24 protein-coding genes and 1 riboswitch are annotated in these 26,507 nt (G+C 73.0%); of the genes, 9 read left to right on the top strand and 15 right to left on the bottom strand.

Annotation, left to right across the window (positions count from 1 at the left end; genetic code table 11):
• Window positions 1-59: 59 nt before the first annotated feature.
• From EAD89_RS04000 to EAD89_RS03985, 4 genes are all read right to left on the bottom strand, one after another.
• Window positions 60-1,547: a HAMP domain-containing sensor histidine kinase gene (locus EAD89_RS04000; RefSeq protein WP_121674775.1), complete on the bottom strand. Its 1,488-nt coding sequence runs from the start codon at window positions 1,545-1,547 to the stop codon at window positions 60-62.
• Between the two features lie 13 nt (window positions 1,548-1,560).
• Window positions 1,561-2,241 (bottom strand): response regulator transcription factor, encoded by a 681-nt coding sequence (locus tag EAD89_RS03995; RefSeq protein WP_121674774.1) that lies wholly within the window; start codon window positions 2,239-2,241, stop codon window positions 1,561-1,563.
• 86 nt (window positions 2,242-2,327) lie between these two features.
• Window positions 2,328-2,909, bottom strand: a complete 582-nt coding sequence (locus EAD89_RS03990; RefSeq protein ID WP_121674773.1) for a hypothetical protein — start codon at window positions 2,907-2,909, stop codon at window positions 2,328-2,330.
• A 153-nt stretch (window positions 2,910-3,062) separates the two neighbouring features.
• On the bottom strand, window positions 3,063-4,322 hold the full coding sequence (locus EAD89_RS03985) for an MFS transporter (protein WP_121674772.1): 1,260 nt from the start codon (window positions 4,320-4,322) through the stop codon (window positions 3,063-3,065).
• A 72-nt stretch (window positions 4,323-4,394) separates the two neighbouring features.
• Here EAD89_RS03985 and EAD89_RS03980 point away from each other — a divergent pair, with 72 nt between their 5' ends.
• The 3 genes from EAD89_RS03980 to EAD89_RS03970 all read left to right on the top strand — a co-directional run bounded on the left by EAD89_RS03980 (window position 4,395) and on the right by EAD89_RS03970 (window position 7,524).
• The gene (locus tag EAD89_RS03980) at window positions 4,395-5,378 is read left to right on the top strand and encodes a DUF5937 family protein (RefSeq protein WP_121674771.1); all 984 of its coding nucleotides are present in this window, start codon (window positions 4,395-4,397) and stop codon (window positions 5,376-5,378) included.
• A gap of 161 nt (window positions 5,379-5,539) precedes the next feature.
• A complete protein-coding gene (locus tag EAD89_RS03975; RefSeq protein WP_121674770.1) occupies window positions 5,540-6,724 on the top strand; it encodes a snapalysin family zinc-dependent metalloprotease in 1,185 nt (394 codons plus the stop codon).
• A 122-nt stretch (window positions 6,725-6,846) separates the two neighbouring features.
• Window positions 6,847-7,524 (top strand): hypothetical protein, encoded by a 678-nt coding sequence (locus tag EAD89_RS03970; RefSeq protein WP_121674769.1) that lies wholly within the window; start codon window positions 6,847-6,849, stop codon window positions 7,522-7,524.
• A 22-nt stretch (window positions 7,525-7,546) separates the two neighbouring features.
• Here the strand turns inward: EAD89_RS03970 and EAD89_RS03965 are convergent, their stop codons facing one another.
• Entirely contained in the window at window positions 7,547-8,437 is an 891-nt protein-coding gene (locus EAD89_RS03965; protein ID WP_121674768.1) for a DUF3152 domain-containing protein, read from the bottom strand.
• A gap of 138 nt (window positions 8,438-8,575) precedes the next feature.
• On the opposite strand from EAD89_RS03965, the gene EAD89_RS03960 reads away from it, so the two are divergent.
• On the top strand, window positions 8,576-9,079 hold the full coding sequence (locus EAD89_RS03960) for a SigE family RNA polymerase sigma factor (protein ID WP_121652323.1): 504 nt from the start codon (window positions 8,576-8,578) through the stop codon (window positions 9,077-9,079).
• Window positions 9,076-9,834, top strand: coding sequence for a hypothetical protein (locus EAD89_RS03955; RefSeq protein ID WP_121674778.1), 759 nt, complete (start codon window positions 9,076-9,078; stop codon window positions 9,832-9,834). Before EAD89_RS03960 ends, EAD89_RS03955 begins: the two co-directional genes overlap by 4 nt.
• Before the next feature lie 51 nt (window positions 9,835-9,885).
• Here the strand turns inward: EAD89_RS03955 and EAD89_RS03950 are convergent, their stop codons facing one another.
• Window positions 9,886-12,735 (bottom strand): ATP-binding protein, encoded by a 2,850-nt coding sequence (locus EAD89_RS03950; RefSeq protein WP_121674767.1) that lies wholly within the window; start codon window positions 12,733-12,735, stop codon window positions 9,886-9,888.
• Window positions 12,736-13,054: 319 nt separating this feature from the next.
• On the opposite strand from EAD89_RS03950, the gene EAD89_RS03945 reads away from it, so the two are divergent.
• Both EAD89_RS03945 and EAD89_RS03940 read left to right on the top strand, forming a co-directional pair.
• Window positions 13,055-14,812 carry a M28 family peptidase gene (locus tag EAD89_RS03945; protein ID WP_121674766.1) on the top strand — a complete coding sequence of 586 codons (1,758 nt, stop codon included), beginning with the start codon at window positions 13,055-13,057 and terminating at the stop codon, window positions 14,810-14,812.
• A gap of 133 nt (window positions 14,813-14,945) precedes the next feature.
• Window positions 14,946-15,452: a hypothetical protein gene (locus EAD89_RS03940; protein ID WP_121652319.1), complete on the top strand. Its 507-nt coding sequence runs from the start codon at window positions 14,946-14,948 to the stop codon at window positions 15,450-15,452.
• 106 nt (window positions 15,453-15,558) lie between these two features.
• Here the strand turns inward: EAD89_RS03940 and EAD89_RS03935 are convergent, their stop codons facing one another.
• Window positions 15,559-16,257 (bottom strand): SDR family oxidoreductase, encoded by a 699-nt coding sequence (locus EAD89_RS03935; protein WP_121674765.1) that lies wholly within the window; start codon window positions 16,255-16,257, stop codon window positions 15,559-15,561.
• Window positions 16,258-16,419: 162 nt separating this feature from the next.
• Here EAD89_RS03935 and htpG point away from each other — a divergent pair, with 162 nt between their 5' ends.
• Together htpG and EAD89_RS03925 are read left to right on the top strand one after the other, a co-directional pair.
• Window positions 16,420-18,336, top strand: coding sequence for a molecular chaperone HtpG (htpG, locus tag EAD89_RS03930; RefSeq protein ID WP_121674764.1), 1,917 nt, complete (start codon window positions 16,420-16,422; stop codon window positions 18,334-18,336).
• A gap of 256 nt (window positions 18,337-18,592) precedes the next feature.
• A riboswitch (cyclic di-AMP (ydaO/yuaA leader) is annotated at window positions 18,593-18,764 on the top strand.
• Window positions 18,764-19,444 (top strand): transglycosylase family protein, encoded by a 681-nt coding sequence (locus EAD89_RS03925; protein ID WP_121674763.1) that lies wholly within the window; start codon window positions 18,764-18,766, stop codon window positions 19,442-19,444. Its footprint overlaps the riboswitch before it by 1 nt.
• Before the next feature lie 67 nt (window positions 19,445-19,511).
• Here the strand turns inward: EAD89_RS03925 and EAD89_RS03920 are convergent, their stop codons facing one another.
• The 8 genes from EAD89_RS03920 to EAD89_RS03885 form a co-directional block, all read right to left on the bottom strand.
• Entirely contained in the window at window positions 19,512-19,853 is a 342-nt protein-coding gene (locus EAD89_RS03920; RefSeq protein WP_121652315.1) for a hypothetical protein, read from the bottom strand.
• Window positions 19,854-19,954: 101 nt separating this feature from the next.
• Entirely contained in the window at window positions 19,955-21,142 is a 1,188-nt protein-coding gene (dinB, locus tag EAD89_RS03915; RefSeq protein ID WP_121674777.1) for a DNA polymerase IV, read from the bottom strand.
• Between the two features lie 74 nt (window positions 21,143-21,216).
• Window positions 21,217-21,729: a GNAT family N-acetyltransferase gene (locus EAD89_RS03910; RefSeq protein ID WP_121674762.1), complete on the bottom strand. Its 513-nt coding sequence runs from the start codon at window positions 21,727-21,729 to the stop codon at window positions 21,217-21,219.
• The gene (locus EAD89_RS03905) at window positions 21,726-22,244 is read right to left on the bottom strand and encodes a GNAT family N-acetyltransferase (RefSeq protein WP_121674776.1); all 519 of its coding nucleotides are present in this window, start codon (window positions 22,242-22,244) and stop codon (window positions 21,726-21,728) included. The genes EAD89_RS03910 and EAD89_RS03905 overlap by 4 nt, the downstream gene beginning before the upstream one ends.
• A gap of 54 nt (window positions 22,245-22,298) precedes the next feature.
• Window positions 22,299-23,873 (bottom strand): FMN-binding glutamate synthase family protein, encoded by a 1,575-nt coding sequence (locus EAD89_RS03900; protein ID WP_121674761.1) that lies wholly within the window; start codon window positions 23,871-23,873, stop codon window positions 22,299-22,301.
• Window positions 23,874-23,934: 61 nt separating this feature from the next.
• Window positions 23,935-24,348 (bottom strand): VOC family protein, encoded by a 414-nt coding sequence (locus EAD89_RS03895; protein WP_121652312.1) that lies wholly within the window; start codon window positions 24,346-24,348, stop codon window positions 23,935-23,937.
• A 140-nt stretch (window positions 24,349-24,488) separates the two neighbouring features.
• Window positions 24,489-25,619, bottom strand: coding sequence for an N-acetylmuramoyl-L-alanine amidase (locus EAD89_RS03890; RefSeq protein ID WP_121674760.1), 1,131 nt, complete (start codon window positions 25,617-25,619; stop codon window positions 24,489-24,491).
• Window positions 25,620-25,766: 147 nt separating this feature from the next.
• A complete protein-coding gene (locus tag EAD89_RS03885; RefSeq protein WP_233578169.1) occupies window positions 25,767-26,456 on the bottom strand; it encodes an RraA family protein in 690 nt (229 codons plus the stop codon).
• Window positions 26,457-26,507: the final 51 nt, after the last annotated feature.

Below are 26,507 nucleotides of genomic sequence, written 5' to 3'. Positions count from 1 at the left end.
GCCCACGAGCACCGCGGCGATGAGCACCGGCGCGGCCAGCCGGGCCGTGCCCCGCGGGCTCACCCCGCACCGCCCGACGGCGCCGTGCGGGCCGTGCGCCCGCCCGGCCGCACCGCGGCGTGATCCTCGGGGTGCTCGACCGGACGCGGCACGCCCTCGTGCGGCCGGGTGGGGCCGAGGGCGGGCAACTCCAGACGGAACCGGCTACCCACGCCCGGCTCGCTGTACGCGCTCAGCACGCCGCCGAGCAGGGCCGCGTGTTCCCGGGCGATGGCCAGCCCGAGCCCACTGCCCGGCGCCGAGCGCGACGGATCGACCTTGTGGAACCGGTCGAACAGGCGCGGCAGATGCTCGGCCGCAATGCCCGGCCCCTGGTCGGTGACCTCGAAGACGACCAGCGGGCCCACACCGGACACCGTGGCCCGGATCTCCCCGCCGCCGTGTTCGACCGCGTTCGCGACCAGGTTGGCCAGCACCCGTTCGAGCCGGCGCGGGTCGGTGCGCAGCGCCACCGGATCCCCGCAGACCAGCACGCGCTCCGACCAGCCGCGCGCCGCCACGATCCCGCGCAGCAACGCCGGCGCGTCGACCGGCTCGACGGTCGGCCGTTCCCGGCCGGCGTCCAGCCGGGAGATCTCCATCAGGTCCTCGACCAGCCGGCGCAGCCGGACCACGTCACCGACCAGCAGGCGCGCGGCCGGTCGGGCATCGTCGGGCAGCTGGTCGAGGTGCTCGCGCAGCAGCGAGGCCGCGGCCACCAGGGCCGTCACCGGGGTACGCAGCTCGTGCGCGACGTCGGCGGTGAACCGCCGCTCCCGCGCCTGCGCCGCCGAGAGCGCGGCGATCTTCGACTCCAGCGCCTCGGCCATCTCGTTGAACGACGCCGCCCAGACGCTGAACTCGTCCCGCCCGCGTACCGGCAGGCGGGTGGCGAGCAGGCCCTCGGTGAGCGCCCGCGCGGCCCGGCTGGCCCGGCCCACCGGCTCCAGCGTGCGGCGGGCCAGCAGGTGCCCCACCCCGGCGGCGAGCAGCACCACCAGCACCCAGCCGGCGAGCAGCGCGGTGCGCAGCTGACCCAGGTCGGCGGCGATGTCGTCCTCGACGGTGATCACGTACAGCTCGGCGGTGGAGCCGGGGATGCGGCCGCCGACCACCAACAGCCGGGGGCGCTCCGCCGGTGCGGATCGCTGGTAACCGAGCTGCCCGTCCGCCACCGTGGCCCGCAGGTGCGCGCCGAGGGTCGGGGCGTACGACGGGTGCGAGGGGCGGGCCGGGCCGTCGACGAGCACCACGTGCCGTCCGCTGCCCTCGAAGCTGGTGAGCAGCTCGGTGCGGCGCTGGTCGGTCAACGGCAGGAACTGTCCGGCGAGGACGAGTTGGTAGCGGGCGTCGGCGGCGGCCTGGTGCAGCGAGGCGTCCAACCAGGACTGCCGCAGCAGCAGCCCGGTGCCCCCGGCGAGCAGGCCGGCGGAGACACCGGCGACCAGCACGAAGGCGATCGTCAGCCGGCGCCGCAGGCGGCCCGGGGGCACCGCGCGTCCGGCCATCGCCGATCTCCCGTCAGCCCGTGGACAGTTTGTAGCCGGCGCCGCGAACGGTGCGTACCAGCCGAGGGTGCGCGGGGTCGTCCTCGACCTTGGCGCGCAGCCGCTGCACCGCCACGTCGACCAGCCGTGAATCGCCCAGGAAGCTGTGGTTCCAGACCAGGTCCAGCAGCAGCTCCCGGGTGAACACCTGCCCGGGCCGGCGGGCCAGCTCCAGCAGCAGGCGGAACTCGGTGGCGGTCAGCGACACCTCCCGGCCGCCCCGACGGACCACGAAGCTGCCCGGGTCGATCTCCAGGCTGCCGACCTCGATGGTGCTCGACGCGACCGGCGCGCTCGCCCGGCGCAGCACCGAGCGGACCCGGGCCACCAGCTCGGGCAGGTCGAACGGCTTGCGCAGGTAGTCGTCGGCGCCGCACTCCAGCCCGACGACCACGTCGATCGTGTCGGTGCGCGCGGTCAGCATGAGGATCGGCACCTGGCTGGTGCGCCGGACCTCCCGACAGACCTCCAGGCCGTCCAGACCGGGCAGCATGACGTCGAGCACGATCAGATCGACCGGGCGGGCCCGCCACGCCGCCAGGGCCTGCCGCCCGTCGACGGCGGTGTCGACCCGGAAGCCGGCGCGGCGCAGACCGAGGGCGGTGACCTCCCGGATGGAGGCATCGTCCTCGACCACCAGCACGCGGCCCTCCATGACCTGAGGGTAGACCCGCCGCGACGGCGCGCAGCCTGGCGAAACGGTCGGTGTCGGGGACCGGGCGGCCCCCGACACCGGGGGTGTCACTGCTGCCACTGGTGGGCCACGTCGAGGACGATCCGGCTGTGCCCGCCGGGGCCGGCCAGCACGAACGTGCGGAACGGCAGCCGTGCCCGCACGCCGACCGCGAAGGTGGTGTAGCCCTCGAAGCTGCCGCCGAAGACGACGTCGCGCAGCGTCGGGTAGCGCAGCAGGTTCGCGGCGTGCTCACCGACCCGGTACGGCACGGTGCCCACGTGGGAGTCGTCGTACGCGGGGGCCCGCAGCGAGACCCGCAGCAGCGCGCCTCCGGCGGTGTACGGCGACAGCGCCAACCCCTCGCCCTCGGTCCACGTCTCGCCGTAGCCGACCGCGTAGCCGTCCACCGGGCCGGCGAACTCGAACACCACCCGGTCGTAGCAGTCGTGCCGGCCGGTCCGTACGTCGACCAGCGGGGCGCTGCTCAGCGCGCCCGCCGACTTCTCCCCGCTGCCCCAGGTGATGCCGCAGTACGGCGACGTGGTCGCCGCCGCCGTGGTGGTGCTCGCCGCGGCCCCGTTGCCCGCGCCGGCGACCAGCCCGGCGAGCACGACCGCCAGCGCCGTCAGTGCGCTCCTGATCCTCATCGTGGTGCCTCCGTCCGATGTTCGGGGGCCACGTCGCGGCGGCGTTGCCGGTGACCCTCTGCGGCCACCGTCGTCCCGCCTCGGCACGGCCACCTCGCCGCGACGTAACAGGCACGTAACGGCGGTCGATGGTGGTGACGTGGACGGTGCCGGTCAGTCGGTCACGGGTGGCCGACGCAGCGTGCGCAGCGGCGAGCAGAACACCGGAAGCCAGGTCAGCGCGTTGGCGGCCGCGCCGACCACCAGCGCGGTGCGGACCTCCGTGTACTGGCCGAGGAGGCCGGCGGCCACCGCGCCGACGGTGAGTGCCCCGGTGAGCAGGAACCGGAAGGTGGCGTTCATCCGGCCGAGCAGCGCGTCCGGGGTGGCGCCCTGGCGCAGGCTCACCCCGACGACGTTGCCGACCCCGGTCCGCCACGCCAGTGCCAGCCAGCCGAACGCGGCCAGCCAGAGCATCGGTCCGGTGTCGATGAGCGCGACCAGCCCACCGAGCGGGGCGACGAGCAGACCGGGCAGCCACAGCGCGCGACCGTGGCCGATCCGCTCGGCGAGCGGGCGCGCGCTCAGCGCACCGAGCAGGGCGCCGACCCCACCCGCGCCCAGGAAGAGGCCGAGGGCGGCGGCACCCAGTCCCAGCTCGCGTAGGAAGACCACCGGCAGCATGGTCGTGGTGAGCTGCATGGTCAGGTTGATGCTCGCGGTGGAGAGGGCGAGTGGACGGAGCAGCGGGTTGCCGATCACGTGCCGGACGCCGGCGGCGAGTTGCCTCGCGAACCCGCCCGCCGCCCGAGTCGGGAGCCGGCGAGGCGCATCGGTGCGGATCCGGGCGAGGATCGCCCCGGAGACCGCGAAGGTCACCGCGTCCAGCACGATCGCGGCGGGCGCGGTGAGCGCCTGTACGACGAGACCGCCGAAACCTCGCCCGGCGATCTGCATCGTCGCGTTCGTACTCATCAGCAGCGAGTTCGCCGCGACCAGACGGCTCCGGCCGACCAGTTCCGGCAGGTAGCTCTGTGCGGCGACGTCGGCGAAGACCGTGCCGACGCCGGTCAGCAGCACCACGAGGTGGAGCTGCGGGATACTCAGCCAACCGGCCCACCACGCCACCGGCACGGACGCGACCAGAGCCGCCCGGGCCAGGTCCGCGATGATCAGGACCGCGCGGTGCGGCAACCGGTCGACCCAGACACCGGCCGGCAGGCCGATCACCAGGAAGGCGGCTGTGCTCAGCGCGCCGAGTAGCCCCACCTGGCCGGGAGTGGCTGCCAGCAGGGAGACGGCGAGCACCGGCACGGCGAGCTGGCTGACGTGGAAGCCGATGCCGTCGACGAGGGAGGCTGCGTAGAGCAGCCGGAAAGAGCGGGGCCAGCGGCCTGCCCGATGGTCGGGAAGGGTCGCGGTCGGTGCGGTCATGCCACCCACGGTGCCGGTCGCACAACGTGGGACCGATAAATTTGACCCTCGTCAAATCTGTCGGGGGTGCCAATGATGGTGGTCGGGCTGGAAGCGCGGGATCTGGCGATGACCCGGTTCGCCATCTCTCCGCTGTGGGAGGTGATCGCGAGCGTCCGTGTCATCAAGCAGCCGCACCTGTTCCCGGAGCACCTGCCCTGGTCCGGACGCGTCCGCCCCCGCCTGGCCGACGTGGACTGGCGGCTTCTCGCCGACTTGGTGCAGATACCGACCTTGGTCATTCCGACCTTCGTCTGCCCGCCTCCGGCCACCTCCCAGCCCACCCTCGACGTGGAGCTGGCGACCCTCGTCACCACTTCACCCGAGGCGCTGCGGGCAGGTCTCGACGAGCTGCCCGGCCCCCGCTCGTCCCGGCTGGCCGCGCTCTACGCCGAGCCGGTCGCCGGGCTGGCCCGGCTGGCGGAGGTGATTGCGGTGTACGCCGACGCGGCCATCGGGCCCTACTGGCCCCGGATGCGCACCCTTCTGGAGCGGGAGGTGTTGCTCGGCGCACAGCGAATGGCCACCGACGGGGTGCACGGCCTGCTCAACCACCTCGACCCGTACGTCCGGCTGGAGGCCGACACGCTTCGGGTGGATCACATCGTCCTGGCTGGCACCGTGCGACTCGACGGGCGGGGCCTGCTGCTCGTTCCGTCGGTCTTCACGGGTCCCCGGGTCTGGTCCAACTTCGGCTCCCCGGGGCAACCGGTGCTTCGCTACCCGGCCCGGGCTGTGGGGACCCTGTGGGAGCGGGACCCGGCCCCCCGTGGGCAGGGTCTGCCCCGGGTGCTGGGTCGAACCCGCGCGACCCTGTTGCACGAGCTCGCGGTGCCGACCTCGACCCTGGAGTTGGCCGAGCGCTGCGGGCTTACCCCGGGCACCGTGTCCCAGCACCTCGGCGCGCTGCGCGACGCCGGCCTGGTGGGTGCCCACCGTGCCGGACGCTTCGTGCTCTACGCCCGGACGACCGCGGGCGAGGCCCTGGTCAACGCCAGCGGCGGGGCCGCCCCCTGACATCGGTGGCGGTTTCGAGGGACCGGCCCTTCACGGGGCGATGGCACCGTCGTCGGTATGACGGTTCCGTTATGCCGAGCATCGACCGCCGTCACATTAGCATTCACGTACATCGATGACCGGCGGCCGGTGGCCGCCGGACTACCGCAGGGGAGTGCGTGATGTTCCGACGACAAGTGCTGCGCGCGGCGCAGGCCATGCTGGTGGCCGTGCTGGCGGCGGCCGGGGTGCAGCTCGCCACCGGCGCCCCGGCCGCCGCCGTCCGCACCGTCTACTACGACGCGAGCCGGACCGGCGAGTTCCGCACCAACTTCGACCAGGCCGCGCAGATCTGGAACAGCCGGGTCAGCAACGTCCGGCTCCTGGCCGGCACCCCGGCCAGCATCACCATCTACGTCGACAACGGCTGGCCCCGGGCGCAACCGACCGGCCTCGGCTCGGGACGCATCTGGATGGGCCGCACGGCCGTGAACCAGGGCTACGACCGCACCCGGATCGCCACCCACGAGGTCGGCCACATCCTGGGCCTGCCGGACCGGCGCACCGGCCTCTGCTCCGACCTGATGTCCGGCAGCAGCGCACCCGTCTCCTGCCGCAACGCGAACCCGAGCGCGGCCGAGGCGTCCCGGGTGAACGCGCTGTTCGCCGGCACACTCGCCGCGCCGGCCAGCGGCGCGACGTACACCTGGGACGGCACCGGGGACATCGGACCGACGGTGGTCGGCGGCCGGCCGGCCTCCGAGAACTACCCCTTCATGGTGTACGTCTCCGGCTGCACCGGAACGCTGATCAAGGCCAACTGGGCGGTCACCGCCAAGCACTGCTCGACGCCGTCCTCGGTCCGGGTGGGCAGTGTCAACCGCAGCAGCGGCGGGACGGTGGTCCGGGTGATCCGCGCGGTCAACCACCCGAGCGTCGACGTCAAGCTGCTGCAACTGGCCAGTTCGGTCACCTACGCCCCGGCGCCGATCCCGTCGACCTCCGGCGCGGTCGGCACCGCCACCCGGATCATCGGCTGGGGTCAGACCTGCCCCCGCCCGGGCTGCGGATCGGCCCCCGCGGTGGCCAACGAGCTGGACACGTCCATCGTGGCCGACAGCCGGTGCTCCGGCATCAACGGCCCGTACGAGATCTGCACCAACAACACCAACGGCACCTCCGGGGCCTGCTACGGCGACTCGGGTGGCCCGCAGGTGCGCCGCGTCAACGGGGTGTGGAACCTGATCGGCGCGACCAGCCGCGCCGGCAACAACAACTCCACGTGCGCCACCGGCCCGTCCATCTACGTCGATCTGCCGTCCATCCGGTCCTGGATCTCCACCCAGGTCGGTGGCCTGCCCGTCTGATCACTTCGGACGCCCGAGGCGGGTACGCGCGACACGCGTGCCCGCCTCGCGTCGGCGGGTCACCCACCCGTCACCGCCCTGCGGTAGCGTGCCGGGGACAACGACCGATCCGAGGTGGTCTCATGCCCGCCGTCGTCGCACTCGTGCTGACGCTCGCACTGTCGCCCACACCGTCGCCGTCCGCCCCCTCGGGCCCCGTCCGCGACCTCATCGGTGGCGTCGGGCAACTCGTCGGCGACCTGCTCGGCGGCGACAGCACCCCGAGCTCCTCCCCGGACCCGACGCCGACCCCGACCCGGCCTGCGCCACCGTCCGCCGGGCCGTCCGCCCCGGTGACGTCCGCCCCGATGGCGCCCGCACCCGCGGCGCCCGCACCGGCCTCCGCGCCCGCCGGATCGCCGGCCGATCCCCAGCGGCCGGCGGCGCCCGCCGCACCGGATCGCACCGCCGGTGGTCGGGGCACCCGGGAAGCGGCGGTGCCGCTGCCGAACGGTGGCGAACCGGCCGCCCCGCCGACGCTCGCCGCCCCCGAGCGGAGCGGTTGGCCGCTGCTGACCGCGCTCCAGCTGGTGATGGCCGGTGTCCTCGTGGTGCTGGCGCTGCTGCTCCTGCGCCGCCGCCGGGCGGTCGGCCCAGCCGCCTCCGCCGGTGCCCCCGCGCCGGCGCCCGCACCGACCCCGGCGCCGGATCCCGGTCCGGTGCCGGACAACGTCAGCCGACTGCCGACCAACCTCAACGCCATCTACGAGTTGGGCCGGCTGGACGAGCGGCTCGAACAGGAACGCCGCCACCGATCCTGACGCGCGGTGTCCGGCCGCCGGCTCAACGAGCCGGCCGAGCGCCCTCGCGCGGCGGGATCTCGTCGTGGTACGCCCCGACCGGTCCGCGGTAGCGATCCCCGTCCGGGTACGGCCACGCGTTGGCCGTGCAGCCGTGCAGGCCCAGCGTCTGCTGCTGCATGACCGGCGCCGGTCGGCCCCGTCCCGGGCACCGCTCGTGACCCAGGCCGAGCCGGTGCCCGACCTCGTGGTTCACCATGTACTCCCGGTACGTGGACAGGTCGGCGCCGTAGCCCGGCACGGCCTTGACCCAGCGCGCCACGTTGAGCACCACCCGCTGGCCGTTGCGGCAAGAGGTGTAGCCGTCCGGCACGTCCTGGCACAGTTCGTCACGGGTGCCGGGGGTGGCCAGGTAGATGGTGAAGTCGGCGGGCGCGCCGGCGCCCACCCTGTGGAGCCGCCAGCCGCCGCCGGCCGTCCACCCGCGCGGGTCGTTGAGTGTCGCCGAGACCGCCGCGGCGACGTCCGTCACCGGCAGTCCGCGGATGTCGCGCTCCACGGCGACGCGGTACCGCAGCAACTGTCCGCGGGTGCCGCGCCCGGACGCCGTCTCGGCGGGGGCCACCGACCAGCGGTTGCCGCCGGTCGCGGGATAGCTGATGGCGACGGTTGGTGCGGGCGCGACACCGGCGTTCCCGGCGGCTCCCGCCGGCCGACCGGTCCCGGCCTGCCCCGCCGCGGGTGGTCCGGCCTGCCCCGTCGCGGGTAGTCCGGCCTGCCCCGCCGCGGGTGGTCCGGTGTGTGCCGGCCCGGTCGTGACCGGATCGGTGGCCCGCTGCCCGGCGGCCGGCAGGCCGCAGCCGGTGAGCAGCGCCACCACAAGCAGCAACGCCGCAGAGGCGCCCGATCCTCGACGGGTAGCCTTCGTCGACATGTCTCTCCCCTCGCGCGCCGGACCGCGGCGCCGCAGGGAAGGAGACGGGTGACCCTTCCGAAAAGTTGATCTCGAAAGCGCTCAACTTTTCGTGGTCCTCACCCGTCCGTAACCGTGTGGCATGGGGGAGGGTTCGGCGTGGCGCGGGGTGACGCGGAGTTCGTCGAGTTCGCGCGGGCGGCGTCCGCGCGGCTGGTGCACGCCGCGTTCCTGATGACCGGCGACCATCACCGGGCCGAGGACGCCGCGCAGACCGCCCTGGCCCGCACCTACGCGTCCTGGTCCCGGATCCGCGACGACGACGCGTACGGCTACGCCCGCCGCATCCTGGTCAACCACCTGGTGGACGGATGGCGGCGCCCGATCCGGGAGTATCCGACCGAGGAGGTCCCGGAGCAACGGCGCGACGACGTGGCCGACGAGGTGGCCACCCGGCGCTGGTTGACCGCGATCCTCGGCGTGCTCAGCCCTCGTGAGCGGGCCATCGTCGTGCTGCGCTACTACTTCGACCTGCCGGAGGCGCAGGTGGCCCGGGAACTCGACGTCTCGGTGGGCACGGTCAAGAGCACCAGCTCACGGGCCCTGGAGAAGCTGCGCAGCACCGGAGAGCGTGCCGTCGACACCGAGGAGGCGTGCCGATGAGCGACCTCGACCGGCTCCGCCACGCCATGCGGGTGACCGAACGTCCCGGGGCCACCGTCGACCTGGCGGCCGTCATGCGCGACGGGCGGCGGCTGCGAACCCGCCGCAGGGTCGCCGGCGCCGGGGCGGCGACCCTGGCGACCGGGCTGGTCGCCGCCATCGTCGCGGTGGTGGTCGGCGCGCTGCCGGACGACCCGCGCACCGTCGAACGTCCGACGCAGGTCGCCGTCGCACCCCCGCCGGTCGCCGTTCCCCCGACGGCGTCGCACCCGCTCGGACCAACGCCGACGACCACGCCGGGCCGCGGGGAGCCGTCGCCCTCGCCGGTGGGCCAGATCGTCGACAGCGGGATCCGGCACGGGAGCGACCAGCGGGTGTTCTACGTCGTCCAGGTGTCGGTACCCGGCGAGCCCCGGGTGACGATCGGCCTGGCCGCCGGCCGCCGCGCCCCGGACGGCACGGTGACGACGGACCTGCTGGTCAACGACGTCGAGGGGGCCGACCGCAGCCCCGGTTTCCACCAGATCGGCTACGACAGCGGGGGATCAGGGGCGCCGGTGCCCACGTTCGGCTACTTCGTCGGCCCGGCGCAGCAGATCATCGGCACGGTGGACGGCCGGCAGGTCGGTGCCCGGCTGGCGCGGTGGAGCGCCGACAAGCAGGTGGTGATCTTCTGGTTCGACCCGGCCAAGCTGGCACCGGGGGACAAACTGGACGGCATCGTCGCCCGCGACGGCAGCGACCGTCGGCTGTGACGGGCTGGTCCTCGCGTCTGTGACACGCTCTTCGCGTCGAGGGCCGGCCGCTCAGACCAGCCGACCGTCGATGGTCACCGTCGTGCCCTCGTCGGTGGAGACCAGCCGCACGTCGCCGTAGGCGTTCATCAGCAGCGCGCCCCGCCCGCGGTCCATCGCCGGACGGCGGTCCCGCCAGGTGCCGAAGTCGCGTACCGAGATCCGGACCAGGCCGCCGCCCGCCTGGAGTCGCACGCGTACCTCCGGACGGCTGGGTCGCTGGGCGTGCTCGACGGCGTTGTTCATCGCCTCGGACACGGCCAGTAGCAGGTCCTCCTGCACGTCCGGGTCGACCTCCAGGCCGTCCAGCGCCAGCCGGACGTCGCGGCGCATCGCCGCCGCCGACGTGGGCGCGGAGGGGTACGTCCAGCCGACGTCGAGGACATCGCCGGCGGTGCCGATCGCGAACGTGTCGTCGACGGCTGCGGCAACGGCGTCCGGGGTGGGAGTGTCGGCCGGGTGGCCCGGCGTGTTCGCGGCCGGAGCGGACGAGGTCGGCACGGCCGTCGCGGGCGCGACGGCGGTGACCGGTTGCGCCGCCGCCGAGGCGGCGTCGACCTGCGGTGAAACGCCGTCGTCCCGGGCCGGCGCCGCGTCGGACCGGGGGGCCCCGCCGGTGCGGGACCGGCGGATCACGGTCCTGATCCGGGCGATCAGCTCGGCCGCGGCGAACGGCTTCACCACGTAGTCGTCGGCGCCCAGGCTCAGGCCCGCCACGCTGGCCTCCCCGCCTGCGCGGGCGGAGAGCACCAGCACCGGCAACGCCCGGGTCGCCGGGTCCGCGCGCAACCGGCGGACCAGCTCGAAGCCGTCGAGCACCGGCATCATCACGTCGGTCAGGACCAGGTCCGGCGGGTCGCGGTGGACCGCGTCGAGGGCCTGCCGCCCGTCGGTGACGGCCCGCACCCGCCAGCCCTGCCCGGTGAGCAAACGCGTCAGGTACGCCCGCATGTCGCTGTTGTCGTCGGCCACCAGGATCCGTGCCCCGGTCAGCTCGTCGGCGAGGAAGCTGGACGCCGGGTCGGGCTCCGCGACGCCGCCGTCCGGGTCGGCCAGCCAGGTCACCGCCTCCTGGACGGCGGCCCGGGTCGCGTCTCCCCGCCCGTTGGGCGGTGCTCCGGTCGCGACGGTGCGACGCGCCGCCGACCACGGCAGCGCCACGGTGAAGGTGCTGCCGACGCCGACCCGGCTGGTCACCCGGACCTCGCCGCCCTCCAGCCGGGCCAGCTCGTGCACCAGGGCCAGGCCGATGCCGGTGCCCTCGTGACTGCGCGAGAGGGCGCCCTGCACCCGGTGGAAGCGTTCGAAGAGCTTCGGCAGCTCCTGTTCGGCGATGCCGATGCCGGTGTCCGTGACGGTGAGCCGCACCTCCTCGTCGTCGGTCTCCAGAACCACCCGGATCCGGCCGATGAACGTGTACTTCAGGGCGTTGGACAGCAGGTTGGTGACGATGCGTTCCCAGTTGACCGGGTCCACCGTGACCGGCCGCGGCAGCGGCGGGCAGTCGACCTCCAGGGTCAGCCCGGCCCGTTCGACGGCGGCCCGGAAGACGCCGGCCAGCTCTGCCGTGAGCGTGGCGAGATCGACCATCCGGGCGTCGCTGCGGGCCTGCCCAGCCTCCAGGCTGGAGAAGGTGAGCAGGCTGTTGACCAGGGTCAACAGGCGGGTGGCGTTGCGCCAGGCGGTCTCCACCCGCTCGCGTTGCACCGGTGCCAGTGGCGCGGCGGCATCGGTGAGCGCGTCCGACAGCGGACCGAGCATGAGGGTGAGGGGGGTACGGAACTCGTGGCTGACGTTGGTGAAGAAGCTGGTCTTCACCCGGTCCAGTTCGGCCAGCGCCTCGGTCCGGCGCCGCTCCTCCTCGTACGCCTGCGCGTTGCGCAGTGCCACCGAGACCTGCTGGGCCAGCAGTTGGTAGAAGGAGCGGTACGCCTCGTCCAGCCCCCGGCTCGGGCTGAGCCCGACCAGCAGGACGCCGAGCGGCTGGGCCTCGGTGGCCGAGGGCAGCGGCAGTGCCAGCGCGGTGCGTACCGGATCCTTCCACGGGCCGGCCGGCAGTGGCAGCCGATCGGCGACGCCGGTCACCTCGGTCGGTCGGCCCTCGGCGGCGGCCGGCAGACCCCAGGCGCGGGCCGTCGTGCCCGGGTCGGTCAGGGCGGCGGACTCCGGCAGCGCCTCCGCCACGGTGGCGTCATCCGCGTCGCCGCCGGCCCAGGCGACCCGGCGCAGCACGGTGCCGTCGCGCAGGTAGATGGCGGCGAACGGCACGTCCAGCGGGTGGGCGCCGATGGCGTCGACGAGCCGGGCGCAGGTGGCGTCCACGTCGACGGTGCGCCCGTCGCCGCCTACGGCAAGGTCGCGCAGCAGTCGTAGCCGCCGTTCGCCGACCACCTGCTCGGTGACCTCGCTGCACACGGTCAGCACGCCGACGGTGCGGCCCTCGTCGTCGCGGGCCGGTGCGTGCGAGACGCTGAAGTACGCCTCCTCGCGGTAGCCGGCACGCTCCAGGAGCAGTTGCAGGGCTGGCACCCAGCTGGCCACCCCGGTCGCCATGGCCTGCTGGATCAGCGGGGCGAGCACGTCCCAGCCCTCGGCGAGGGTCACCCGCACGTCGTCGCCGAGCGCGGCCGGGTGCTTGTCGCCGATCAGCGCGGAGTACGCGTCGTTGTAGAGCTGGGACAGGCGGTCGCCCCAGAGCAGCAGCATGGGGTAGCGGGAGGAGAGCACCATTCGGACCGCGGCGCGCAGGCTCTGCGGCCAGCCGGTCACCGGGCCGAGCGGGGTGGCGGTCCAGTCCAGCTCCGCCATCAACCGGCCGGTGTCACCGCCGCCGGTGAACAGGTCCGTGCTGGGTCGTCTCACGCTCGACCCGGCCCCATCGCAAGCCCCCCGTTCCGGGCCCGATGACCCCTGCTGGCGTTACCTACCCATCCTGGCACCTTCACTCACCTGTGCCGACGCCGGCATCCGCCGATCCCGGCTGCCGGCGTCGGCGTGCGCTCAGCGTACGGAGCGGCGGGGGCGAAACGGGACGTTCCGCCCCGCCGTGTCGGTTCCGGCGGCCCGCTGGCAGAGCGGCGGCCGCCACCGAACCGGCGGGGGTTCCGGACGAACGACCGATGCCGAAGACATTGATATCTGTAATTGTCTCGGTTATCTCTCCAACCCCCGAGGAGCCCCCATGAGAGGCAGAACGCTGAGCGCGGGCATCGCGCTCGCCGTGTTCACCGGGATGACGGTGACGCTGGCCGCCCAGCCGGTGACCGCGTCACCCATCGCCGCGACGGCAGTGGCCCGGCCGATCGCCGGATCCGCCGCCGTCCTGGCGGCGCCGGACATCTCCGTCAGCAACGTCCAGGCGCACCTGACCCAGTTCAACTCCATCGCCAGCAGCAACGGCGGCAACCGACGGGCCGGCTCGGCCGGCTACACCGCCTCGCTCTCCTACGTCAAGACCAGGCTCCAGGCAGCCGGCTACACGGTCAGCGAGCAGTACTGCTCCAGCTGCACGTACCCCTCGAACAACCTGATCGCGGAGTGGCCCGGCGGCCCGGCCGACCAGGTGGTCATGTTCGGCGCCCACCTCGACGGAGTCTCGGCCGGGCCGGGCATCAACGACAACGCCACCGGCTCGGCGAGCCTGCTGGAGAACGCGCTGGTCCTGGCCGCGCAGAACCCGACCATGACCAAGCGCGTCCGGTTCGCCTGGTGGACCGACGAGGAGCAGGGGCTCAACGGCTCCCGTTTCTACGTCAACTCGCTCAACGCCACCCAGCGCGGCTACATCAAGGGCTACTACAACTTCGACATGGTCGGCTCGATCAACGGTGGCTACTTCATCAACCGGGTCACCTCGACCACGGCCGCGCCGCTGAAGGCGTACTGGGACTCGTTGGGCCTGCAACCGGAGGAGAACGTCGAGGGCCAGGGCCGCTCCGACGACTACTACTTCCAGCAGGCCGGCATCCCCACCTCGGGCTACGCCGCGGGCGCCAGCGCCCGCAAGACCAGCGCCCAGGCCGCCAAGTGGGGCGGCACCGCCAACTCGGCGTACGACCCCTGCTACCACCGGGCCTGCGACACCACCGCCAACGTCAGCGCCACCGTGCTGAACCGGGCCGCGGACGGCATCGCGTACGCGCTGTGGCAGCTCGCCGTGGGCGGCGGCACCCCGACGAACGACTTCTCCGTCGCGGTCAACCCCACCACGCGTACCGTCGCGCGGGGCGCCAGCACCACCGCGACGGTCGTCACCGCCACCACCGCCGGCTCGGCGCAGTCGGTCAGCCTGTCCGCCTCCGGTGCGCCCAGTGGGGTGAGTGTCTCGTTCAGCCCGTCCTCGGTGACCTCGGGCGGCTCGGCGACGATGACCCTGGCCGCGTCGGCCAGTGCGGCGACCGGCACCTTCACCATCACGGTGACCGGCAGCGGCTCGGTGACCCGCAGCGCCAGCCTCACGCTCACGGTGACCGGCACCGGCGGCTGCGCCGGCGGCCAGGTGGTCGGCAACGGTGGCTTCGAGAGCGGCAGCACGCCGTGGACGGCGTCCTCCGGCGTGATCACCAACGCCAGCGGTCAGCCGGCCCGGACCGGGTCGTACAAGGCGTGGCTCAACGGGTACGGCAGCACCCGCACCGAGAACCTGTCCCAGTCGGTGACCCTGCCGGCCGGCTGTGCCAGCTACACGCTGTCGTTCTGGCTGCACATCGACACGGCCGAGACGACCACTTCCCGGGTGTACGACCGGCTCACCGTGCAGGTGGGCTCGACCACGCTGGCGACGTACTCGAACCTCAACGCCGCCGCCGGCTACGTCCAGCGCACCTTCAACATGGCCTCGTACGCCGGCCAGACGGTGACGCTGCGGTTCACCGGCACCGAGGACGCCTCGTTGCAGACCAGCTTCGTGATCGACGACGTGACGCTGCAGGCGAGCTGACGGAGGTCGTCGGGTGGAGCCGGGCGACCGCCTCCACCCGACACCTAGTCACGCCTGTCTATCTCTGGTAGAAATCCTTCAAGGCCGGCCCCTGATTCGCAAAAATCCCACCCCTGCTGCGAACGGGAGTGCCATGTCCGCCACCCGATCCACCCTGCGCCGCCGCGTGCTCACACTGCTGGTGGCCACCCTCGCCGCGGTCGGCGCCGCGCTCGGTCTCGCCGCCCCGGCCTTCGCCATCAGCCACTCCAGCGCCACCTCCCAGCTGCGCGCCGCCAACATCTCGTGGACCTCCAGCGGCAACTGCAGCGACCGCAACGTGCCCACCTGCACCTCGTTCACCGGGGTCCGGCAGGCGACGATCAGCGGAATCATCACGTTCAAGCGGGCCAGCGGCTGCGCGGTCACCATCACCGCCGGCACCGAGGTCGGCCATGCCGGCGGCACGTACAGCCACTGGAACGGCTACAAGCTCGACATCGCGCTGAGCACCTGCATCCAGAACTACATCTCCGCGAACTACACCTACGTCGGCTACATCGCCGGCTTCGGCTACCAGTACCGGGCCGCCTCGGGCAACCTCTACACCAAGGAGGGCAGTCACTGGGACATCCTCTTCTACAGCTGCGGCGGCTGCTGACCGCCGCACGCCGAGGCGGGTGCGCGGACGGAGCTGACCGCGTACCCGAGGACGGGCCGTCGCCGGGATGCCGGCGGCGGCCCGATCACCGTCGTGGTGTCGCGGCTCAGGGAAGCTGCGGGTAGAGCGCGGCCACCCCGCCGGAGAGGCCCGCCTGGACCCGTCGGCTGATGTCGTCGGTCACGATCTCGTACGCGTCGGCCTCGATGCCGTCCACGCCGAGCCGGGCGATCACCGCCGGGTCGGACTTCGGTCCGGCGACCGTGGCGGCCATGTCGGTGTCCATGTAGCCGACGTGCAGGCCGGCGACCCGGACGCCCCGCTCGGCGAGCTGGATGCGCAGCGCGTTGGTCATGGCCCACTCGGCCGACTTGGCGGCGCCGTAGGGACCGTGGTGCGGAAGGTTCACCCAGGACAGCACGGAGAGCACGTTGAGGATGGTCCCGCCGCCGTTGCCGGCGATGACCGGCGAGAACGCCCGGATCATCGACAGGTTGCCGATGTAGTGGGTCTCGATCTCGAGCCGGACGAGGTCCAGATCGCCGTCCAGCAGGTCGGTTCGGGAGTCGATGCCCGCGTTGTTGATCAGCAGGTTCACGTCTCCGGCCAGCTCGGCGGCGGCGGCCACCGAGGCGGGGTCGGTGATGTCCAGCCGCACCGGCGTCACGCCGGGCAGGTCGACGGTGTCCGGGTTGCGGGCGCCGGCGTAGACGGTGGCGCCGCGGGCGAGGAGTTCGGCGGCCAGGTGCCGGCCGAAGCCGCGGTTGGCGCCGGTGACGAGGGCGGTGCTTCCAGCGATCTTCATGGCCGGAACACTATCCGAGCTGACTTCTGTTCATCAAAGTCAGCTATGTCACGAGGGCGGCGCGCCCGGATCGGGAATACGACCCGGACGCGGGCACGGCCCGGCCGGTGACTGCTCGTATCCTTTCCGCGAACCTCCGCACGAGCCGAGAAGGGAGACGGTGTGAGCAATCAGGCCGAGACGTTGGAATTCCAGGCTGAGGCGCGTCAGCTCCTCCAGTTGGTCGTCCACTCGATCTATTCGAACAAGGACGTCTTCCTGCGGGAACTCATCTCGAACGCGTCCGACGCGCTGGACAAGCTGCGGCTGGCGACACTGGTCGACAAGGACCTCGTCGCCGACACCGACGACCTGCACGTCGCCATCGAGGTCGACCGGGACGCCCGCACCCTGACCGTGCGGGACAACGGCATCGGCATGACCCGCGACGAGGTGATCCGGCTGATCGGCACCATCGCCAAGTCGGGCACCGCCGAGCTGCTGAACAAGCTGCGCGAGTCCGCCGACGCGCGTGGCTCGCAGGAGCTGATCGGCCAGTTCGGTGTCGGCTTCTACGCCGCGTTCATGGTCGCCGACCGGGTCACCCTGCTGACCCGAAAGGCCGGCGAGACCGGCGGCACCCGCTGGGAATCCACCGGCGAGGGCACGTACTCGATCGAGACCGTCGACGAGGCACCGCAGGGCACCACGGTGACCCTGCACCTGAAGCCGGCCGACACCGAGGACAACCTGCACGACTACACCGCCGAGTGGACCGTCCGCGAGATCGTCAAGCGGTACTCCGACTTCATCGCCTGGCCGATCCGGATGCGCGTCGAGCGCCCGGGCGCCGACGGCGCGGACTCCACCAGCGAGGTGCAGACGCTCAACTCGATGAAGGCGCTCTGGGCGCGGCCCCGCGACGAGGTCGACGCCGCCGAGTACAACGAGTTCTACAAGCACGTCAGCCACGACTGGGCCGACCCGCTCGAGGTCGTGCACATGAAGGGCGAGGGCACCTTCGAGTACGAGGCGCTGCTGTTCCTGCCCAGCCACGCCCCGCTGGACATGTTCGCCCCGCAGGGCCGCCGTGGCGTCCAGCTCTACGTCAAGCGCGTGTTCATCATGGACGACTGCGAGGCGCTGGTCCCCACCTACCTGCGCTTCGTCAAGGGTGTGGTCGACGCGCACGACCTGTCGCTGAACATCTCCCGGGAGATCCTCCAGCAGGACCGGCAGATCCAGATCGTCCGCCGCCGCCTGGTGAAGAAGGTCCTCGCCACGGTCCGGGACCTCAAGGCCAACCACCCCGAGCGCTACCGCACCTTCTGGACCGAGTTCGGCGCGGTGGTCAAGGAGGGGTTGATCGACGACGCCGACAACCGCGACATCCTGCTGGAGATCCTGTCGGTGGCCTCCACCCACGACTCGGCCGAGCCCACCGACCTGGCCGGCTACGTGGCACGGATGAAGGACGGCCAGAGCGACATCTGGTACGCCACCGGCGACTCCCGGGCCACCATCGAGAACTCCCCGCACCTGGAGGCGTTCCGGGCCAAGGGCCACGAGGTGCTGCTGCTCACCGACCCGGTCGACGAGGTGTGGGTCGAGCGGGTCGGCCAGTACGACGGCCGCCCGCTGCGCTCGATCGCCAAGGGCGAGGTCGACCTGGACACCGACGAGGAGAAGCAGCAGGCCGAGACCGAGCGCGAGCAGCAGCGACAGGAGTTCGCCGCGCTGCTCGACTGGCTCGGCACCACCCTGACCGACAGCGTCCGGGAGGTCCGCCTGTCGTCGCGGCTGACCACGTCACCGGCCTGCGTCGTCGGCGACGCGCACGACCTCACCCCGACCCTGGAGAAGATGTACCGGGCGATGGGGCACGAGGTTCCGTCGACGAAGCGGATCCTGGAGATCAATCCCGGTCACCCCCTGGTTGCCGGGCTGCGCAAGGCCCACGAGCAGAGCGCGGGCTCCGAGGCGCTGACCGAGACGGCCGAGCTGCTGTACGGGCTGGCGGTGCTCGCCGAGGGTGGCGAGCTGGCCGACCCGGCCCGGTTCACCCGGACCCTCGCTGACCGGCTGGCGCGCACCCTCTGACCGACCGATCCCTCCGGCCGGCGGGCCGCCCGTGCGACGGGCCCCGCCGGCCGGATCGTTCACGCCGCCCGCGCTGAGCTGCTCGTGGCCCGGCACCGCCGATCGGAAACGGTCCATCGTGGTCACTGCACAGCCGCGCCGCGCCCGCAACCGCTGCGCGGGCCGCCCCGTGTGGCCCGGTGAAGAAGTTCACAGGGGGTGGGCGACCCTCACCGACCGTGCCTAACGTCGGTCGGGTTCGCCAATGCGGACACCGCGACCGGCAACGCCAAATCCTGCCCCCGGTCGTCGGAACCAGTCACCCGGGCAGGAGCGGGGGACCCAACGTTCCTCGGTGCACGTCACCTCGGGGTGAAGCCGCCACCGCGCGGCCGGGCTCCTCGGCCCGAACCCGACAGCTCACCTCGCCGGCGTGGAGGAAGCTCACATGTCATCTGCACACACCGCCCGTCATCGACGGGTCACCACCCGCCGCGTCACCGTCGGCACCCTCGCCGTCGGCGCGGTCACCGGCGCCGTCGCCCTCTTCGGCCCGGCCGCCCCGGCCCAGGCCGGGGTCAACTGGGACGCGATCGCCCAGTGCGAGTCCAGCGGCAACTGGCACATCAACACCGGCAACGGCTACTACGGCGGACTTCAGTTCTCGCAGAGCACCTGGGCCGGCTACGGCGGCAAGAAGTACGCCGCCCGCGCCGACCTGGCCAGCCGCGGCGAGCAGATCGCGATCGCCGAGAAGGTGCTCGACGGGCAGGGCATCGGCGCCTGGCCGACCTGCGGCAGGAAGGGCGGCTCGTCGGGCGGCTCCGCCTCGAAGTCCTCGACGAAGTCCACCTCGAAGTCCGACTCGAAGTCCACCTCGAAGTCCGACTCGACGTCGAAGCCCCGGGAGCGGTCGACGCGCGGCGAGCAGCCGGCGACCCGCAACCACGAGCGCACCGCGCCGTCGACGGGCGCCGGAACGTACCTGGTCAAGCCGGGCGACACCCTGTCGGAGATCGCCCAGGCCCACCAGGTGACCGGCGGCTGGGAGGCCCTGTACGAGCGCAACCGGCAGCTGATCGGCGCCGACGCCGGCCTGATCTTCCCGGGTCAGCGGCTCGCTCTCTGACGCACGACGCGCGGGCGCCCGACCGGATTCCGGTCGGGCGCCCGCGGCGTGTCGAGAAGGGTGCGCGTCAGGCGGCCGACGCGGCTGCCTCCGGAAGCGACGACCAGGCCCGGCGCGCGATCGGAACGCCCTCGGCGGGCCGGTCAGCAGGTGTGGTGGTGCCCTCGTCCCGCTCCGACGTGGACGGTGTGTCGGCCGAACCGCGGGCCAGCCGCAGCGACTGTTCGGCGGAGCGGCGGGCCGCGCACGGCCACGGCTGGCCGGCGCAGAGCAGATTGCGGCAGGCGCCGTCCTCGTCCGGCTCATGTGCGCTGAGCACGTCGATCGCGAGCTGCCAGAGCAGTGGGTCGGTCACGTCGCCGGGACGCTGCTCGCGCCGGCTCGGACGGTTGCTGGTGTCGTCGGACATGGTGGTCCCCCCTGGATGGCTGATCGTCACTACGTGACCGCTCAGGCCGTCGCTAAACCCTCCGTCCCCTGTGATGTCCGCCCCGTCGCCACCCGGCACGGTCAGTCCGGCAGCAGCGGCATCTCGACGCCGGGATCCCGGCCGAGCAGCACCGCGCGGGTGAGCGCCGCCGACCCGAACCGGTCGCGGACCGCGTCCACCGCGGCGTCCAGCTCGGCGCCCGGATCGTGGTGGAACGGCAGCTCCGGCTGGACCGGGTTGTCGTCCAGGTTGCCGACCGAGACGCCGATCAGCGTGACGCCCCGCCGATCGATCTCGGGCAGGGCGGCCCGCAGCAGCGCCCGCGCGGCGGTTAGGAGCGGCGTGGTGTCCGCGGTCGCCTTGCCGATGGTGTGTGAGCGGGTGGCCCGGGTGTAGTCGCCGAAGCGCAGCCGCAGCATCACCGTGCGTCCGGAACGCCCGGCCGCCCGCATCCGCCGGGTGACCCGGTCGATCAGGCCGGCCAGGACGGCGTCCAGCTCCGCCGGCGCGTGCGGCGTACGGCTCAGGGCGTGCTGCGCGCCCATCGAGCCGCGCCGGCGACCGACCTGCACCGACCGGGGGTCGCGGTTGTGCGCCAGGGCGTGCAGGTGCCGGCCGGCGCCGGCGCCGAGCAGCGACACCAGCGCCGCCTCGCCGAGCCGGGCCACCTCGCCGACCGTACGGATCCGCCGTTCCCGCAGCTTCGCGGCGGTGATCGGGCCGACGCCCCAGAGCCGTTCCACCGGCAGCGGATGCAGGAACGCCAGCTCGGCGTCGGGCGCGACGACCAGCAACCCGTCCGGCTTGGCCACCCCGCTGGCCACCTTCGCCAGGAACTTCGTCCGGGCCACGCCCACGGTGATCGGCAGGTGGACCCGTTCGCGGACCTCCCGGCGCAACCGGTCGGCGATGTCGGCCGGCGGCCCGGCCAGCCGGCGAAGACCGCCCACATCCAGGAACGCCTCGTCGATGGAGAGCCCCTCGACCAGCGGGGTGGTCTGCCGGAAGATCTCGAACACCGCCCGGCTGGCCGCCGTGTACGCCGACATCCGGGGCGGTACGACGATCGCGTCCGGGCAGAGCCGGCGCGCCTGCTGGCCGCCCATCGCGCTGCGTACGCCCCGCGCCTTCGCCTCGTAGCTGGCCGCCAGCACCACGCCCCCGCCGACGATGACCGGCCGCCCCCGCAGGCGCGGGTCGTCGCGCTGCTCGACCGACGCGTAGAAGGCGTCCAGGTCGGCGTGCAGGATGCTGGCACCGGGTGACACGTACATATGTTCGCATGGCGTCCGCGATCACCACAGTGAGCTGGGCGAACGTGACCTGGCGGTGTCGCCGGAGGCTAGCGCTCCGCCGCGGCACCGGTGCGCAGGGTGTAGTGGCGCATCGACACCGCGCCACCGTCGGGAGCGGTCCACTGCGCCGTGCTGGTGCCGGTGCACCGCCACCCGGCGCGCTCGTAGAGGGCGGCGGCCGCGGTGTCGCTGGCGGCCACCTCGAGCACCAGGTCCGTCCCGCGCTCGGCCGCCCACCGCCCGACCCTGGTCAGCAGCGCGCCGCCCAGCCCGGTCCCGCGCGCGGCCGGCGACACGAACAGGCGAGCCACCTCGGCGGTCGGGCGGGCGGGCGACCCGTCCGCCGGGTCGGGCAGCCGGTGCACCGCGACATGCCCGACGATCGCCGAGGCGGCGTCGACGGCGACCCACGCGCGCGCCGGACGGGGCTCGCGCAGCCAGCGGTGCGGGTCGGCGGGCCAGTTCAGCGGGTACCGGTCGGCCCGGTGGACGAGGGCCAGCGCCGCGACGCAACCATCGAGGTCGCTGGCGCGCCGCCGGCGGATACGCGGTGGGGTCACAGCTCGTCGAACGGGCCGGCGTACCGGAACTCGCCCCGGATCGAATCCCGCCAGGCGCTCAACGGGCGGGCCTGGAAGTACTGCGGGCCCCAGGGCTGCGGCGGGGTGACGCCCAGCTCGACGGCCGGCCGGAAACCGAATCGCGGGTAGTAGTCGGGGTGGCCGAGCAGCACCACCAGTGGCTCGTCCCGGGCGTCGGCCGCGCCCAGCACCGCGTGCATCAGCGCCGAGCCGACCCCGCGCCGCTGCCAGGCGGGAAGCACGCCGAGCGGCCCCACGCCGAGCGCGACCGGCTGGCCGGACACCTGCGCGCGGGTGGCCACCACGTGCCCCACCACCTGGCCGTCCGGGTCGGCCGCCACCAGGGAGTACGCGGGCAGCCAGCCCTCGTCGGCGCGCAGCGCGTCGACCAGCGTCGCCTCGATCGGTACGGCGCCGTCCGGCGCGCCGAAGGCGGCGGCGTGCACCGCGCGGATGGCGTCGACATCGGCGGGCGTCTCGCGTCTGATCAGCACCGCGCCACGATACGGTGCCCGGGCGTCCGGCTCCACGGGTTATCGGCGGGCCGGTCAGCCGACGGCGGTGGGGGAGGGCGTCGCGCTGCCACCCTGCGGCGCCTCCGGCGCCATCAGCCGGACGATCTCCGCCCGGTCGGCCGGTGCGGGCAGACCCCACTCCGGTCGGTAGCCGTACACCTCGTGCAGTCCGGTGGAGCCGGTGCGGCCGTCCAGGATCTCCACCGCGTCGGTGCCGATCAGGCCGGGGTGCTCCACGCCGCACGCCTCGGCCACCTTCACCAGGTCGCGGCGCAACGTCCGCAGGTAGTTGGCCGCGCGCACCGACTTCAGCGTCGGGTCCAGCCCCCGGGCCAGCCAGGCGTTCTGGGTCGCCACTCCGGTGGGGCAGGTGTCGGTGTGACACTTCTGCGCCTGGATGCAGCCGATCGACAGCATCGCCTCCCGGCCCACGTTGACCAGGTCGCAGCCGAGCGCGAAGGCCACGACGGCGTTGTCCGGCAGGCCGAGCTTGCCGCCGCCGACGAAGACCACCTGTTCGTGCAGGTCGTGCTCGGCGAAGACCTTGTACACCCGGGAGAAGCCCTGCTGGAACGGGAGCGACACCGAGTCGGTGAAGATCAGCGGCGCGGCGCCGGTGCCGCCCTCGCCGCCGTCGATCGTCACGAAGTCGACGCCCCGGCCGGTGTCCCGCATCAGGGTGGCCAATTCCTCCCAGAAGCCCAGGTCGCCGACCGCCGACTTGATGCCGACCGGCAGGCCGGTCTCGGCGGCCAGCAGCTCCACCCAGTCGAGAAGGCTGTCGCAGTCGGAGAACTCGGCGTGCCGGGAGGGGCTGACGCAGTCCTGCCCGGCCGGGATGCCCCGGGTGGCGGCGATCTCGGCGGACACCTTCGCACCGGGCAGCAGACCGCCGAGGCTGGGCTTGGCGCCCTGGCTCAGCTTGATCTCCAGTGCCCTCACCGGCGCGCCGGCCACCAGTTCCTTCAGCCGGTCCAGGCTGAACCGGCCGTGCTCGTCCCGGCAGCCGAAGTAGGCCGTGCCGAGCTGGAAGACCAGCTCACCGCCGTTGCGATGGTACGGCGACAGACCGCCCTCGCCGGTGTTCTGCAGGCAGCCGGCGAGCGCCGCGCCCCTGTTCAGCGCGGTGATGGCGTTGCCGGAGAGCGATCCGAAGCTCATCCCGGAGATGTTGACCACCGACTCCGGCCGGAACGCGCGTGCCCGACCCCGGGCACCCCCGAGCACCTTGGCGCAGGGCAGCCGCACGTCGTGCCCGGCGGTCGGCGTCGACGGCGGCACCGCACGGCCGAAGGTGCGGTGCTTGATGATCGGATAGCCGGGGGTGTACTCGATGTCGTTGTCCGTGCCGAAGCCGAAGTAGTTGTTCTCCTGCTTCGCCGACGCGTACACCCAGCGGCGCTGGTCCCGGGTGAACGGCCGCTCCTCGTTGTTGCCGGCCACGATGTACTGCCGAAGCTCCGGTCCGATCGCCTCCAACAGGTATCGGGCGCGCCCGAGCACCGGGAAGTTGCGCAGCAGCGCGTGGTCACGCTGGATCAGGTCCCGCGCGGCGAGCGCGGCTACGGCGGCGGCTACGGCGGGTACGGCTCGACGGGCCCATCTCATGCCCGGCACTCTTTCCGCCCGCGTCGTCGGCCAAACCGGCTGACCGGCGACGGTGCGCTGGTCAGGCCTGCGGCTGGGTGATGTTGACCATCCAGTCGATGCCGTACGGGTCGACGCACTGGCCGTACTCGTCGCCCCACATCTGCTTCTCCAGCGGCATGGTCACCGACCCGCTCGCGGAGAGCTGCTCCCAGTAGCCGCGCAGCTCGTCGGCGTTGTCGCCGCTGAGGCTGATCGCGATGTTGGTGCCGGGCACGTGGTTCATCCCGGGCGCGGTGTCCGACGCCATCAGGGTGAACCCGTTGGGGGACTCCAGCCGCGCGTGCATGATCTGGTCGGTCAGGCCCGGCTCGGTGCTGCCGAACTCGCCGAAGGTGTTCATCGTCAGGTCGCCGCCGAACACGCGGTGGTAGAACTCCATCGCCTCGCGCGCGGTGCCGGGGAAGTTGAGGTACGGGTTGAGTCGTGTCTGCACAGCACCCTCCTTGGTCCTGGTCAGCCCCATCGTGGCAGACCGGTCGAGGGTGGCGGGTGAGGCGCGCCCGCGTTTGTGCTGGTTGCCCGGCTGGCGGCGGCACGGGTACGCGCCCGTGCCGCCGCCGGTGCTCCGCAGGCTCAGCGGTGCCGGAACGACTGGCGGACCGTTCCGCCGACGATCGCGCACCACGTGCTCATGCTGAGCTTGCCGTTGCGGGGCAGCCCGTGCAGCGCCTGGAGGTCCTTCACGGCGTCCCGGGTCGCGTGGTCGTACGCGCCGGTGACGGTGACGGCGTACCCCTTGGTGAAGAGCATCTCCTGCACCGCGGTCACCGGCGGGCCGCTGGCGTGCTGGTCCAGCTCGGGCGCCAGGGTCTCCCAGGTCGGCGGGGTCAGCGTGGCGTCGACGTCGACCGCGATGCCGTTGCGCGCCTGCCAGTCCTGCACGGCAGCCACGGTCGCGGTGTCGAACGTGCCGCTGACCGTCACGGCGTAGCCGCGGAAGGCGAGCAGGTGCTGCACGACCCGGACCGACGGGGAGTTGACGAAGCGCCACAGGTCCGGCCAGCGGCGCGCGGGAACGTCGGCCAGGTCGGTGCCGAGGGCGGCGAACACCCGCCGGCGCAGCGCCGGGAACTCGCGGTAGAAGGCGGCGCCGGGGCACTGCGTGGTGCGGAAGTCCCAGTGGCCGAAGATGTCGTGCGCGTGCAGCCCGTACTGCCGGCAGACGGCGACGCAGAGCTTGACCAGCGAGTCGGTCAGCGCTTTCGGCGGGGTCTCGGTGACGTAGGTGCCCTCGTTCTCGATCCCGATGGCACGCCCGTTCTCGCCCGGGCAGTGCGCCGAGATCATCTGCCGGTCGCCGGCTTCGAGGCGCTCCAGGCTGCCCCGCCGACCCTCCAGGACGTAGCCGCCCCGGCTCACCGTGAAGTGCTGGCCGGTGTCGGACCAGCCGTTGCCGTCCATGTGCAGGTCCTGGCAGTCGTGGGCCAGCTTGACCGCCTGCTCCCGGGAGTAGTCGGTGACGTTCGGGAACGCCATGTGGTGCACGATGATCTTGTTGGTCGCGATGGCGCTGACCGACAGCGGGTCCTTCGGCGGCCGGGCCGCCCACTCGTCACAGCTGATGATCCAGTCCAGGTCGGCGCCGGGGGCGGCGTGCGCGGCGCCCGGGAAGGCGAGTTCGCTCCCGACCACGGCGACCGTGGCCGCGCCGAGACCGGCTCGCAGCAGCGTCCGGCGGTCCACTTCGGAATGGTCGACGTGCATGGTTTCTCCTCCTGCGGCCGGCGGCGGGGGAATGAAAAGTAGCTCCAATGGCCGCACGCTCTCCGGAGGATATTGCCAAGTCTCGGCCGCGCGCTAGAGGTCCGCCGCCGACAAACCGCGGTCCGAACCTGCACGCTTGCGCGCGGCTCACTCCTCGATCGCGCCACCGATCCGGCGCAGGTGCCGGCGGAAGGTGTACGTCGGGTCGGCGTCGCGCCGCCGCAGGTAGTCCGCGAACCCGGTCTGCCTCCGCAGCGTCTCCCCGGCCCGGATCCGCGCCGCCTGCTCCCGCTCCACCAGACGGATGTCCGCCGCCGTGGCCAGCACCTCCGCAACACGGTCGGCGGACACGAACAGCACCCCGTCGTCGTCGCCGAACACCACATCGTCCCGGCCCACCTCGTACCCGCCGAACCGCGCACTGGCCAACGCCGCCGGCTCCCGTGCGTCCAGACGGGACGGCCCGAGCGGGCAGCCGCCGTAGCTGAACACCGGCAGCCCGATCTCGATCAGCTCCGCCGTGTCCCGGTGCAGCCCCCAGATCACCACACCGGACACCCCGGCCGCACCCGCCTCCAGCACCACGAGATCACCCACGCAGGCCTCGTCCGACCGCCCGCCGTTGTCGATCACCAGCACGTCGCCCGGCTCGGCCCGCTCGAACGCCTCCAGGAACACGTCGACACTGCCGTAGTGGCGTACCGGCAGCGCCCGCCCCGCCACCCGCTGACCGGACACGACCGAGCGGACACCCGGCGGCGCCGCCCGCACCGGCACCCCCAGCCGCACGCACGCGTCCGCCACCAGCGCCGTCGACACCGCACCAAACCCGTCCACCCTGGCCCCCTCCACGCTCCGGCGAGCCGTCATCGTAGGGGCCCCACCCCC

The organism is Micromonospora sp. BL4, from assembly GCF_003667505.1.
In the GTDB taxonomy this organism is placed as follows: Bacteria; Actinomycetota; Actinomycetes; order Mycobacteriales; family Micromonosporaceae; genus Micromonospora.
This window is presented reverse-complemented; position numbering and strand designations above follow the sequence as displayed.